Source organism: Pseudomonas sp. Pseusp10, from assembly GCF_059492225.1.
In genome coordinates this window covers 2,281,584-2,293,818 of the sequence record NZ_CP168528.1, presented here as the reverse complement: position 1 = coordinate 2,293,818, position 12,235 = coordinate 2,281,584, and the positions used below count along the sequence as shown (strand labels likewise).

Below are 12,235 nucleotides of genomic sequence, written 5' to 3'. Positions count from 1 at the left end.
CGTCCTTTAAACCGGCATCTGCATGATGTCTTGGTAGGCCTGAACCAGCTTGTTGCGCACCTGGGTCAACGCCTGGAATGACACACTGGCCTTCTGCGAGGAAATCATTACGTCTGTCAGGTCGACGCCGCTTTTGCCGATTTCGAAAGCACTGGCCAATTGAGTGGAAGCCTGTTGGGTGTCGTTCACTTTATTGACGGCCTGACCGAGCATGTCGGAAAAGCTGCTGCCCGACACTTCAGGGACGGCAGCCGACTTCGGCGCAGACATGGCATCCATCTGCATGGTGCGCATATCCAGCATCAACCGATTGAATTCAATACCTTGGCTCATGGTTTCTCTCTTTGACGACCCGCAATTTTTTGACACTCACTCGGCGGGTAGTGAGTGTTAGCAACAAGGGTGCCAGCTCCGTGGCTGAGTCATACAAAAGCCCGTCTTGAGCTTCATTCCGATCTATGTAGGAGCGAGCCCTGCTCGCGATGGTCGTTAACGATAACGCGGGATTGCAGGAAAAACGCGGCGCTCTTGAGTCCATCGCGAGCAGAGCTCGCCCCTACAGGAATAGGAACAGGATCAGGTGGAGAACAAGTAAGCTTCCACATCCATTCCGGCATCGCGCATCTGCGCCAGCTTGTAGCGCAGGGTCCGCGGGCTGATACCCAGGCGCTCGGCCGCCTCCTTGCGGCGACCGCGCTCGGCGCGCAGGGTATCGATGATCATCTGGAACTCACGGCGACGCAGGTCATCCCCCAGCGCACCGACCGACTCGGACTCGACTTCCACAGGACGCACCGAAGCCTGCGCCAATGCCGGCAATGGCGCGCAAGTCACCGACCCGGCCAGGCAGAAATCCTGTGGCTGGATCAAGCCACCCTGCTGCAGAATCAGCGCACGCTGAATCGCGTTGTCCAGTTCGCGCACGTTACCCGGCCATGGATAACCGATCAGGCACGCCTGGGCCTCGGGCGACAATCTGGCAGCCGCATGCTTCATTTTATTGACGTGCTTGGCCAGCAGACGCTCGGCCAGCGGCAGGATGTCGGCGGTGCGCTCGCGCAACGGACGCCAGGCCAGGGGAAACACCGACAGGCGATAATAGAGATCTTCGCGGAAGCGCCCCGCCGCCACCTCACCCGCCAGGTCGCGATTGGTGGTTGCGACCACGCGAATATCCAGTGTGATCGGTTTGCGCGCCCCAACCCTTTCGACCTCGCGCTCTTGCAGCACGCGCAGCAATTTGGCCTGGAGCCCCAAGGGCATTTCGGAAATTTCGTCGAGCAGGAGGGTGCCGCCGTCGGCCTGCTCGAACTTGCCGGCTTGCGCGGCAATCGCACCGGTGAAGGAGCCCTTCTCGTGACCGAACAAGGTCGCTTCGAGCATGTTGTCCGGGATCGCCGCGCAGTTGATCGCAATGAACGGCTGGCTGGCGCGAGGAGAATGCTGATGGATGTAACGCGCCAGCACTTCCTTGCCCGTGCCCGACTCGCCCGAGATCAACACCGTGGAATCGCTGCGTGCGACCCGCGCCGCCAGTTCGAGCAACTGCGCGCTCGCCGGCTCGAAGGCTACCGGCCCCTCACCCTCGGCCAGGCCAGGATTGCCCAGGGCATGACGCGCCACCAGATCGAGCAACGCCCTGGGCTCGAATGGCTTGACCAGATAATCCGCGGCGCCCTGGCGCATCGCATCGACCGCACGCTCGACCGCACCGTGAGCCGTCATCAACAACACCGGCAATTGCGGCTGCCGCGCTCGCAGCATGCCCAGCAACTGGTGGCCGTCCATGCCCGGCATGTTGACGTCGCTGACCACCAGGCTGAAGGCTTCGGCGCCGACGGCAGCCAACGCCTCCTCCGCCGACCCCACCGCCTTGTAATCGTGCCCAGCGAGCAACAGCGTATCAGCCAGTGCCTCGCGCAACGCGCGGTCGTCCTCGACCAACAGAACCTTGATACCCATCAGTGTCATTCCGCTCCTTGAGCGTTGCTGAACAGCGGCAGGATCACCTGCGCGCAAGTGCCGCGACCGAGCCGCGAACGCAGCTGCAATTCTCCCTGATGAGCACGCGCCACCGCCTTGACCACGGTCAGGCCAAGACCTGTGCCGGTGGTCTTGGTGGTAAAAAAGGGTTCGCCCAATCGCGCCAGAACGGCCGCATCGATACCCGAGCCACTGTCACTGACGCACAGGCGCAGGTTGTTGCCGCGGGTGTAGAGATGAATCTTGAGGCGCAATTGGCCTGCACTGGCCTGAATGGCGTTTTCGATCAGGTTGAGGATCGCGCCGACCAGCGTATCGCGATTGCACAGCAACTCCCCCGAATGACTGTCGCACTGCCAGCGGATCGGCAGATCCTGCACGTGGGTCAGTGCTGCCGCTTGCAACGACTGCATCAATTGACCGGGTGTCACGCGGTCGGTCAGTGGCAACTCGCCCCGGGCGAACACCAGCATGTCGCGCACCTGGTGTTCCAACTCGTGCAGGCGCTCCTTGAGGCGCCCGGCAAAACGCTGCTGGGTAGCGACCGGCAGCGCTTGCTCGGTCAAATGACTGGCGTACAGCAACGCGGCGGACAATGGCGTACGTATCTGATGAGCCAACGAAGCGACCATGCGCCCCAGCGACGACAGACGCTCATGGCGGGCCAGTTGATCCTGCAGATGGCGGGTTTCAGTCAGGTCGTTGAGCAACACCAACTGGCCGGGCTCGGCGTCCAGCGAGCGCGTGGCGATCGACAGACGCCGACCATCCTTGAGGGAGACTTCATGACCATCGTCTTCGCGAGGCGCAAAACAGCGGGCAATGACGTGACGCCACAATTCACCTTCCAGCGGCAGCCCCAACAACTCGCACGCCGCCGGATTGGCTTCGCGCACGATGCCCTGGGCGTCTATGACGATGACACCACCAGGTAACAGATCGAGGAGGTTTTGCAGGCGGTTGGCCAGGCGTTCTTTTTCCGCCAGCTCCTGCATGCGCTGAGCGCTGACCACCGCCAATTCACCCTTGAGCTCGGTGACCCGGGCTTCAAGCATGCTGTAGGAGTCGGTCAACTGGCTCGACATCTGATTGAACAGCGCGAATGCCTGCTCAAGGCCAAGCCGGCTCGCCTGCTCTACGGACGACGATTGCCGCGAAGCATCCCCAAAAGCATCTGAGGCAGGCGATATCTGGGCGGATGGGGGCATCGTGTTCTCTCGCTTGGCTGACCGTCAGTGAAACGGAACGTTGCGAGGGACGTAGCAATACCCGTGCCTAAAAAAAACTTCTTATAAATGAATGGATTGGAAAACAGGCGTCAATCATCCGCCTGTTCATCTCCATCTCGACGGCTCATGCCGTACTTGCGCATCTTTTCCACCAGCGTGGTACGACGGATACGAAGCCGCTCGGCCGCGCGCGCCACAATGCCATTGGCGTCATCCAGTGCCTGCTGAATCAACCCCTGCTCCAGACCACCGAGGTAGTCCTTCAGGTCCAGGCCTTCCGGAGGCAACAGGGCATTGGCCGTGAAGTCTTGCGCATGACCGTTGATGGCCACGCGCTCTTCCAGATCGCTGCGCAGACTGTCGACCATTTGCTCGTCTTCATCGTCGACGTAGCGGAACTTCTTCGGCAATTCGACCACGCCGATCACGCCGTACGGATGCATGATCGCCATGCGCTCCACCAGGTTGGCCAGTTCGCGGACGTTGCCTGGCCAGCCATGACGGCACAGCGACATGATCGCCGCCGAGTTGAAGCGGATCGAACCGCGCTTCTCGTGCTCCATGCGCGAGATCAGCTCGTTCATCAGCAGCGGAATGTCTTCGACGCGCTCACGCAGCGGCGCCATCTCGATCGGGAACACATTCAGGCGGTAGTACAAGTCTTCGCGGAAGGTGCCGATCTCGATCATGCTTTCGAGATTCTTGTGGGTCGCCGCAATGATGCGCACGTCGACGCTCTGGGTCTTGTTGCTGCCCACGCGCTCGAAGGTGCGCTCCTGCAATACGCGCAGCAACTTGACCTGCATCGGCAGCGGCATGTCGCCGATTTCATCGAGGAACAGGGTGCCACCATTGGCCAGCTCGAATCGACCGGCGCGACTGGTGATCGCACCGGTGAAGGCGCCCTTCTCATGACCGAACAATTCGCTTTCCAGCAACTCCGCCGGGATCGCCCCGCAGTTGACCGGCACGAACGGCGCTTCGCGGCGCTTGGAATGGTAATGCAGGTTGCGCGCAACCACTTCCTTGCCGGTGCCGGACTCCCCGAGGATCAGCACGCTGGCATCGGTATCGGCGACTTGTTGCATCATCTGGCGGACGTGTTGAATCGCCCGGCTGGTGCCGACAAGACTGCGGAAAAGGTTGGGTTCGCGATGACGACCGCGCTCGCGGGCCTGGTCGTACATCTCGCGATAGACCTGGGCACGGTGCAGCGAGTCGAGCAACTTGCTGTAGCTGGGCGGCATTTCGAGGGTCGAAAGCACTCGACGGCGCTGGTCTTCCGGCAGGTCAATGGAAGAATTATCGCCCATCAGCAAAACCGGAAGGAACTCATCCCAGGTCGAGAGTGTCTTTAACAAGCCCAGAAGTGTACCAGGAGCATTGACCGTCCCGATCAGGACACAGATTACTTCACGACTTGACGACAAAGAACCGACAGCCTGCTGCCAGTCATGGCTACCGCAGGGTAAATTTTCTTCGCCGAGAAAATTCAAAATCACCGCCAGGTCGCGGCGGCGGACGCTATCGTCATCAATCAGCAGAATTTTGGTTTCACGCCACATGCAATAGCAACTTCCCTAGTCAACTCAATGCCCAAAATGTTGGGGCAAGCTAGACGCTTGCAGACACGTTATGCCTGAAGACGACTGAAATCTGGAACCAGCCACTAGTTAAGTCAAAAAACCGTGCACAGTCAAATTTATGGCGCACTATGTCTGGATTAACTTGGGGTTAATTAACCAAACAGATGGTAAACCTTTGATGCCTTTTGTGCTTGGTTGATCTGCGACATCTCTTCGACTATCGCCTGACGCTCGCCCATTGTCGCCGTCAGCAACTCTTTGTACACCACCAACAACCCTTCCAGATTGCTCCGCACCGCGTCTTCGTCGATCGGCGCTTCACTGAGCACCTCGTCGACGCACTCACGACAGGCCGCATCCAGTTCGCCGATGGCATCCCAGTTACGCTCCGCCAGGGCGTCGATCAGGGCTTCGCGGGTTTCCTCTATGCGCCGCAGTGCTTGACTCATGACGTCATCCTCAGGCCCTCGGGCCTATTGATTGGCAATTGCATCCCAACCGCTTTTCAGGGTTTCAAGCAAACCCGATACCTCGTCGATGATCGCCGCGTTGTTATCGCGATTGGCTTCCATCAGACGGGTCATCATGTAGGCGTACAAGTTGTCGAGCTGTTGCAGCGAAGCCGGATCTTCAGTCTTTTCCGGGTTCAAGCCATCACGCAGGCCGATGATGATGTCCACGGCCTTACCCACCATCAACCCCTTGAGTGCGATGTCGCCCCGCTCCATCGCGCCTTTGGCCTGGGCCATGCGGTCCAGCCCGCCCTCCATCAGCATCTGCACCAGGCGATGGGGGTTGGCTTCAGAGATCTGGGCATGGGAATTGACCTTCTGATATTGGCGAAGGGCTCTCATGGGGTTCATGTTTCTACCTCGTGACAGACAACAGCTTGAAATTGGGAAGGCTCTGATCTTTATGTCGACTGGTCGACACATAACTTTAACGCAGACCCGCTACCCAAGAAAAAACCCAGGTACTGTCATTACAGACTGCCTGGGTTTTTTATGCCTGATCCAGATCAGTCCGACTTCGGATTGTTCAGCGCATTGAGCGTGGTCATGATGCTGTCGCTCTGAGCGCGCAGCCTGGCTACCAGGGAGTCCATCGCAGTGTACTTGGCGGTCAGACTTGTTTGCAGGCTGGTCATCCGCTCATTGAGGGTGTCCTGCTGCTTCTTCAGGTCGTTCAGGCTATCGCTCAAACTCGCCGAACGCGCGGCAAAAACCCCGGTAGTTTTTTGCGCGAAGCTGTCAGTGGCGGACTTCATGCGCGCAAGCAAACCGGTATCGCCCGAAAAGATCCCGTTGATATCGGCGGCATTGGTCTTTGCCGCAGCACTGAACACTTTATCGTCGATCGACAGCAATCCGGTCTTCTGGTCGGTCTCGACACCAAACTGAGCGAGGGATTTCATCTGACCGGTGCCACCCATGGCGTTCAATTCGGTACGTACCGACGATAGCAACGAACGCAGCGACGCGTCGCCCGTGAGCGCACCTGTCGTCAACGAACCATCGGCATTGGTCGTGACCTGGGTCTCAGTGTTGGCAGCCTTGATCAGCGCGTTATAGGTGTCGACAAACCCCTTGACCGAAGACTTCAGCGTCGTAGTGTCGGCCGACACGGTGATAGTGGTTGGTGTTGCCGCACCGCCGCCAGACGGGACCGGAGAAACCCCTGTCAATTTCAGCGTAATACCGCTCACGGCATCGGCAATGGTGTTGCTCTTCGACTCCATCGCCACGCCGTCAAGCGTGTACTTGGCATTCTGCGGCGTGGCGAGGACCGAGGTGCCGGATTCCAGACCGGAGCTGCCCGACAGGGTCAGGTCCGAACCGACGCCGGTTTTACTGGACGTCAACACCATTCGAGAACCGTTGGCATCGGTCAGGATGTTGGCACTCAAACCCTGGTTCGCATACTGGGAGTTGATCGAGTCGCGCACCTGCTGCAACGTCGCGCCGGCAGGAATGCTGACGTCGAAGGTGTCAGTGCCCTGCTTGATGCTCAGCGTGGACGGCACCGCCCCGGCATTGACCACCGAGGAAGCGCCGTCGGCGTAGACCTTGGTGGAAAGTTTCGATGCCGTTGCCAACTGGGTGACCAACAGCGAAAAATTGCCCGCCGCCGCACCGTTACCGGTGGTCACCGTGGCCACTTTTTCATCGGAGGACGTACCGCTCAACCCGCTGAAGCTAGCGGTGGTTTTCATGTTATCCAACGCGCCACGGAAAGCATCCAGCGCCGCCTGGATTTTGCCGATCGACGACAGCGAGGTGGTCGCTTTCAGCGTCTGATTGTTGATTTGCGTCTGTTTTGGCGCTCTTTCGGAGTCCACCAAAGACTTCACAATCGCCTGGGTATCGATGTTCGAACCAATACCGCTGACCGATGTACCCGCCATCATCTCTCTCCTTATCCAGTGGCTGCCGTTTTCTTGACCGCAAACATCTTAAACAGCGACAGCAACAAAATTCATGCCAGTTCAGACTTTGCTGTCAAACAACAAACTACTGGCGTCCGACAGGCTTTGGGCCAGTTTTAGTGCAGCTTCCGACGGGATCTGACGAATCACCAGCCCCGTTTCGGTGGCGATGACCTTGACCACGACCCGGCCAGTGGAGTCATCAATGGAGAAATCCAGATTGCGCTGGGCAGCCTGGACGAACTCCTGAATATCGGTCACAGCCTTTTCCAGATCTTCGCGCTTGGGCTCGGTGCCCGATGACGCAACGGCTTCAGCCTTGGGCTGATCCTTTTTATCCGTAACAATTGGCGTTGCGCTTTGTGGGGCAACGGCGGGATAAGACAGGTTCAACTTGACGCTCATGTCCATGCCTGATCTCCTCATCATGAAAAAACAAAAGGGCGCGTAAACGCGCCCTTCCGTCAGTTACCAAGCGCCGGAATCAACCCAGCAGCTTCAGCACAGCCGATGGCAGCTGGTTAGCCTGAGACAGGATCGCGGTGGAAGCCTGTTGCAGGGTTTGTTGCTTGGTCAGCTGAGCAGTTTCTGCTGCGAAGTCAACGTCCTGGATCACGCCACGAGCAGAAGTGGAGTTGTCCGAGATGGAGCGCAGGTTGGCCACGGTGCTGTCGAAACGGTTTTGTACCGCACCGAGGTCAGCACGCTGGGAGTCGATGGCCGAGATAGCCTGGCTGATCACGTCGATCGCGTTCTGAGCGTTGGCTGCAGTGGTAACGTCAGTGGCGGCAACAGTGGTTTTAACCGAGCTGGCAGCAGTACCAGCATTGAACAGGCCGGTCACACCCGCACCGCTCATCGAGTAGCTGTTGGCGGAGTTCAGGGAAACCGCACCAGTGATCTGCAGAGGGCCAGCAAGGGCAGCAGCTGGAGTACCATAGACACCGGAACCGTCTTTGGCTGCAACCGAGATACCGGCGATTGCATCTGCGTCACCGTTGTCCAGAGTGATGTTCTCACCGGTATCGGATTTAACCGACAGGGTACCAGCCTTGGCATCGTAGTTAACGCTGATGCCCAGTTTGGCGGCGTTGGATTTCAGTTGGTCAGCCAGTTCACCGGTGTTGGTCACACCCACTATGCTCACCGCGGTACCGCTGCCTACTTTAACGGTGAAGTTGGCGCTAGTAGTGATTGCAGCACTGTTGACAGTGAATTGGGCTTCAGTGCTGGCAGTCGCGGTCACGCCACCCACAGCGGCTTTGTTGATTTGCGAAGCGGTAGTCTTGGCCGAATCACCTGCTGCAATGGTGAAGTTTGCGGTCTGGCCACCACCAACGAGAGTCACGGCGCCACCAGCTACACCGGTTGCGCTCGGCGCGATCGCCAGGCTTTTCAGCTGCTGGGAGCCGATGTTGTTGGCCGATACGTCGCCCAGAGTCATGTTGATGGTCTGGTTGGCGTTGGCGCCCACTTGGAATTGGGTAGTACCGAAGGAGCCGTCCAGCAGGTTACGACCACCGAAGGTAGTGGTGGTAGCAATACGGGTCAGTTCAGCGGTCAATGCAGAGTATTCGGCGTTGTTCGACTTACGGTCGTCATCGCTTGGCGAGCCGTTCGCGGAAGCCAGAGCCAGAGTACGCATTTTTTGCAGGATGTTGGTGGATTCCTGCATCGCGCCTTCAGCCGTTTGCGCGATGGAGATACCGTCACCGGCGTTCTTGATAGCCGCGCCCAGGCCGTTGATCTGGCTGGTCAGACGGTTGGAAATCTGCAGGCCGGCAGCGTCGTCTTTAGCGCTGTTGATACGCAGGCCGGAGGACAGGCGCTGCATCGAAGTTTGCAGATTGCCGGAAGCTTTGTTCAGGTTGTTCTGAACGGTCAAGGAAGCAAGGTTGGTGTTTACGGTTAAAGCCATGACGAAATCCTCGTTGGATGGATACTGCGGCTTCCGGCCCTGGCTACCGCCTGGTGTGGCCTAGAGAACCTACGTAATAGTTATCGTCGTGATGAGGCTTTGCTTGAGGGGTTTTTTTGAATTTTTTAGTGGCAGGGTGCCAGCCCTTTATTTTCAAGGCATTGGAGCCAGAAAGCTGGCGTCAGAAAAACGCAAAACGCCCGGAAATGTAAATTTCCGGGCGTTTTTTATTGCCACTGCGACCGAGCCGGTCAGCCGCGATAAAGAATCGCCGAGCCCCACGACAGGCCTACACCGAAGCCGCTGATGGCCACACGGGTCCACTTGGAATCGAACACGTGGTTCTGCAACAGCAGCGGAATACTCGACGAGACGGTATTACCGGTTTCGAGCATGTCCTTGACGAACTTCTCCGGATCACCTTCTTCAAAGCGGCGCGCCACGGCATCGACGATGGCCGCACTGCCCTGGTGAATGCAGAAGGCATCGATATCCTGCGCTTGCAGATTGGACTCATCCAGCAACTCATGCAGGTGCGCCGGGACTTTCAACAAGGCAAAGTTGAACACCTGACGACCATTCATGAAGAACACACCGTCAGAGACTTTCAGATGCGGCGCACCGGAACCGTCAGTGCCGAACTTCGACTTGCCGAGCTGCCAGACAGCGTTTTCGCCCATCCAGGTGGCGGTAGCGGCATCGCCGAACAGCATCGTGGTGTTGCGGTCTTCCGGGTCGACGATCTTCGAATAAGGATCGGCGGTGATCAGCAGGCCATTTTTCAGCCCTGCCGCTTCCATGAAGCCTTTGATCGCATAGATGCCGTACACGTAACCGGAACAACCGAGGGAAATATCGAAAGCGGCGACATGGGTCGGCAAGCCCAGCTTGTCCTGAACGATTGCGGCGGTGTGCGGCAACCCTTCTTCATCACCGTTCTGGGTGACGACGATCAAGCAGTCAATGGAATCACGCTTGAGTTCTGGACTGGCGGCGAACAGCGCATTGGCTGCTTCGACACACAAATCGGAAGTTTCCTGATCAGCATCCATGCGCGGCAAAAACGCAGAACCGATTTTGCCAAGGATAAAGGTTTCGTCCTTGTCGAACTTTGCACCCTGGGCGTAATTATCAATCCCGGCTGCAGGCACGTAACTCGCTATATTTTTTATGCCAATCATTATGGCTTCCCAATAATAAACAGCTAAACATCGCCGCTCGCTGAATCGAGGGCGTCTACAGTCAGGGCCTGGCCCCAGAGGAGGCAACATCGGGGCTCAAGAAAAACACCTTGAACAGCCCGCCACCTTCACCGCCCGCAGACAGGATACAGTGAAGATGCGCGTTTTGACTGACGGGTCACTCAGAGTTCACCGCTTTATTTGATTTTGTGGTCCAGATCCCGCCCCGCCCCGCCTCGCTCTACCCCCAAAAAAAGCAAAAAAAAAGCCAGCCCCCTGTGACAGGGGCTGGCCGCGAGCCGTCAAGACCGACTCAAAGCTTGTTGAACAGGCTCAACTGGGAAACCTTGGCGAAGGCCAGTTGCGCGGCCTGCAGCATGGTTTGCTGCAAGGTCAGACGCGTCAGCACTTCCGCCGGGTCGGCATTCTTGATCGAGTTACCCGTCGATTCGTTGATCAGGCTGGCGCTGGAGTTCTGGTCCGTCTGCATGTCCATCACATTGCCCCGGGCACCGATCGCGCCACGCGCCAGATCGACCTGATTCTTGCCGTTGTTCAGGTTGGCAATGGCCGAAGCCAGCGTGTCTTCCAGAAAACGCTGCGCGGTCGGGTTGCCCTGGGCCGGCGCGTCGAGCGCCGAACGCAGCTGGCTGATGGTGTCGAGTACGCTCTGAGTCTGGTGCGTATTGACCGCGATATCGAACTGATCACCCGAATTGAGCACGCCGGGAGGCGTGCCGCCACTCAGGGTAAAGTCGACACCGGCCGCTGTCGCCACGCCAGCCACCACGGTCCCTGAGGTTACCGGCGTGCTGCTGCCGGTCAACGGACGGGCGTACAGATCGAAGGTCCCGGGACCGGTGAACTTCAGGACCGCCCCGCCTTCAGGGAAAAAGCTGTTGTAATCAGCGGCGTTGCTCACCGTTGCATTGCTCACGACAACCGTCGATCCGTTGCTCGGGGCACGGTTGCTGACGAAGCTGTCCGGCTTGGCCGACAACTCGAAACTGTGAGTGGCGATGAAGCCATCGATGTTGGTGGCGTTATCGCCAGCCTGGGGAGTGATGTCCAGTTTGAACGTCACGCCACGGAAGTTGATGTCGGAGCCGCCCTTGGCATTCGGGTCGAACACCCCTCCGCCAGTCGCCTCGGCAGTCCTGTCGGCGCCGGTGGCATCGGTGATCACGAACTGGGTGCTGCTGGTGAACTGCAACTTGTAAGGCTCGCCGCCGCGGAAGTTCGCATCGAAGGCCGGACCGGAGCTCACCAGGCCTGGCGACAGACTGACGCGTCCATCATCGACGGGTGGCGTGAGCATGGTGGTCGAACTGCGAGCGGCGTTGATCGCCTGCTGGAAAACGTCCCAACCGGTATCGTTCAGGCCCAGCGACATCGAGTCACCGATCTTCAGCTCCAGCTGAGTCTGGTCACCCTGATAGCTGTAGGTGCCGTCACTGTTGCGCACAAACGGCTGAGTATTGTTGCTGGCGCCGGAGAAGATGTACTTGCCGTTGGCGTCCTTGCTGTTCATCAAGCTCAGCAACTGCTCTTCGGATTGTTTGAGTTCTGCGGCAATGGATTTACGGTCATCGTCATTCAACGAACCGCCACCGGCACGTACCGCCAACTCGCTGACTTTCTGCAGCACGTTGTTGATGCTGTCCAGCACGCTCTCTTCTTGCGCTTGAGCCGTGTTCAACGCGTTGATGTTGGTGGTGTACTGACCCAACATGGCTTTTTGCTGCTCAAGTTGCAGAAGGCGGGCTGCGCCGACCGGATCATCTGCCGCCGTCTCAAGCTTGATGCCGCTGCTGGCCTGCTCGGCCGTCTTCATCACGTTATTGAGGTTACGAGAGTAGTTGGCAGCCGTCGTCGCGTAATACTGTGCTGTAGAAATGCGCATGTTCTACGGC

General features: G+C 58.3%; 11 protein-coding genes. All 11 read right to left on the bottom strand.

Annotated features, from left to right (window positions below; genetic code table 11):
* Window positions 1-6: 6 nt before the first annotated feature.
* Window positions 7-333 (bottom strand): flagellar hook-basal body complex protein FliE, encoded by a 327-nt coding sequence (gene fliE, locus ACEN8Z_RS10260; protein ID WP_495597551.1) that lies wholly within the window; start codon window positions 331-333, stop codon window positions 7-9.
* Between the two features lie 243 nt (window positions 334-576).
* On the bottom strand, window positions 577-1,962 hold the full coding sequence (locus ACEN8Z_RS10255; RefSeq protein ID WP_495598112.1) for a sigma-54-dependent transcriptional regulator: 1,386 nt from the start codon (window positions 1,960-1,962) through the stop codon (window positions 577-579).
* Between the two features lie 5 nt (window positions 1,963-1,967).
* A complete protein-coding gene (locus ACEN8Z_RS10250) occupies window positions 1,968-3,173 on the bottom strand; it encodes a sensor histidine kinase (RefSeq protein WP_495598111.1) in 1,206 nt (401 codons plus the stop codon).
* Window positions 3,174-3,301: 128 nt separating this feature from the next.
* Window positions 3,302-4,777, bottom strand: coding sequence for a sigma-54 dependent transcriptional regulator (locus ACEN8Z_RS10245; protein ID WP_495597550.1), 1,476 nt, complete (start codon window positions 4,775-4,777; stop codon window positions 3,302-3,304).
* A gap of 173 nt (window positions 4,778-4,950) precedes the next feature.
* Window positions 4,951-5,247, bottom strand: coding sequence for a flagellar protein FliT (gene fliT / locus ACEN8Z_RS10240; RefSeq protein WP_442096843.1), 297 nt, complete (start codon window positions 5,245-5,247; stop codon window positions 4,951-4,953).
* 24 nt (window positions 5,248-5,271) lie between these two features.
* Entirely contained in the window at window positions 5,272-5,661 is a 390-nt protein-coding gene (gene fliS, locus ACEN8Z_RS10235; protein WP_495597549.1) for a flagellar export chaperone FliS, read from the bottom strand.
* Window positions 5,662-5,816: 155 nt separating this feature from the next.
* Window positions 5,817-7,202, bottom strand: a complete 1,386-nt coding sequence (gene fliD, locus ACEN8Z_RS10230; RefSeq protein WP_495598110.1) for a flagellar filament capping protein FliD — start codon at window positions 7,200-7,202, stop codon at window positions 5,817-5,819.
* Window positions 7,203-7,283: 81 nt separating this feature from the next.
* Window positions 7,284-7,634, bottom strand: a complete 351-nt coding sequence (locus tag ACEN8Z_RS10225) for a flagellar protein FlaG (RefSeq protein WP_495597548.1) — start codon at window positions 7,632-7,634, stop codon at window positions 7,284-7,286.
* Window positions 7,635-7,707: 73 nt separating this feature from the next.
* Window positions 7,708-9,141: a flagellin N-terminal helical domain-containing protein gene (locus tag ACEN8Z_RS10220; RefSeq protein WP_495597547.1), complete on the bottom strand. Its 1,434-nt coding sequence runs from the start codon at window positions 9,139-9,141 to the stop codon at window positions 7,708-7,710.
* Window positions 9,142-9,392: 251 nt separating this feature from the next.
* Window positions 9,393-10,322: a ketoacyl-ACP synthase III gene (locus tag ACEN8Z_RS10215; protein ID WP_008001793.1), complete on the bottom strand. Its 930-nt coding sequence runs from the start codon at window positions 10,320-10,322 to the stop codon at window positions 9,393-9,395.
* Between the two features lie 313 nt (window positions 10,323-10,635).
* Window positions 10,636-12,225, bottom strand: coding sequence for a flagellar hook-associated protein 3 (locus tag ACEN8Z_RS10210; protein WP_495597546.1), 1,590 nt, complete (start codon window positions 12,223-12,225; stop codon window positions 10,636-10,638).
* Window positions 12,226-12,235: the final 10 nt, after the last annotated feature.

Coding starts and splice junctions, on each gene's coding strand:
- fliE (WP_495597551.1), bottom strand. CDS start 333: ATGAGCCAAGGTATTGAATTCAATCGGTTGATGCTGGATATGCGCACC.
- ACEN8Z_RS10255 (WP_495598112.1), bottom strand. CDS start 1,962: ATGGGTATCAAGGTTCTGTTGGTCGAGGACGACCGCGCGTTGCGCGAG.
- ACEN8Z_RS10245 (WP_495597550.1), bottom strand. CDS start 4,777: ATGTGGCGTGAAACCAAAATTCTGCTGATTGATGACGATAGCGTCCGC.
- fliT (WP_442096843.1), bottom strand. CDS start 5,247: ATGAGTCAAGCACTGCGGCGCATAGAGGAAACCCGCGAAGCCCTGATC.
- fliS (WP_495597549.1), bottom strand. CDS start 5,661: ATGAACCCCATGAGAGCCCTTCGCCAATATCAGAAGGTCAATTCCCAT.
- fliD (WP_495598110.1), bottom strand. CDS start 7,202: ATGGCGGGTACATCGGTCAGCGGTATTGGTTCGAACATCGATACCCAG.
- ACEN8Z_RS10225 (WP_495597548.1), bottom strand. CDS start 7,634: ATGGACATGAGCGTCAAGTTGAACCTGTCTTATCCCGCCGTTGCCCCA.
- ACEN8Z_RS10220 (WP_495597547.1), bottom strand. CDS start 9,141: ATGGCTTTAACCGTAAACACCAACCTTGCTTCCTTGACCGTTCAGAAC.
- ACEN8Z_RS10215 (WP_008001793.1), bottom strand. CDS start 10,322: ATGATTGGCATAAAAAATATAGCGAGTTACGTGCCTGCAGCCGGGATT.
- ACEN8Z_RS10210 (WP_495597546.1), bottom strand. CDS start 12,225: ATGCGCATTTCTACAGCACAGTATTACGCGACGACGGCTGCCAACTAC.